Annotated in this window: 1 protein-coding gene; it reads left to right on the top strand. The window is 39.3% G+C overall.

From position 1 onward, the window contains the following. Window positions 1–16 precede the first annotated feature (16 nt). On the top strand, window positions 17–445 hold a 429-nt coding region (locus HC175_RS18695), incomplete at its 3' end, for a response regulator (RefSeq protein WP_317172364.1).

Genomic DNA, 445 nt, shown 5'->3' with positions numbered 1-445 from the left:
GGAGGAGCCCGATCTAATAATTTCGGACATTATGATGCCGCAGTGGGATGGATACCAGGTTTATGAAGAGTTGCAAAAACATCAAAAAACCTCAAAGATCCCATTCATTTTTCTTTCTGCCAGGTCAAATCTGTGTGATATACGAAAAGGCATGAATATGGGGGCTGAAGATTATATTCCCAAACCTTTTGATGAAAGAGATCTCATTGTCGCAGTAGAAAAACGCCTTGAGAAAAAAGATCTTCAGCTTAAAAACAGAACAGAACCATCACAAATTATCCGGCAGGATCAACTTGAACATTTAAAGAATTTCTTTCGTACCTATGGGGAACAATTAGAAGCAGAAAAGGACGAAGAGATCTTTCTTGAAGGTCGCACAGCTTCCAGTATTTACCTCCTGGAATATGGATTGATCAAAACTTTTGAACTGGATGAGTGGGGGAAA

The sequence above is a fragment of the Salinimicrobium oceani genome (genome assembly GCF_012037645.1).
The sequence above is the reverse complement of the archived record's forward strand: the minus strand, read 5'-3'. Positions and strand labels throughout refer to the sequence as shown.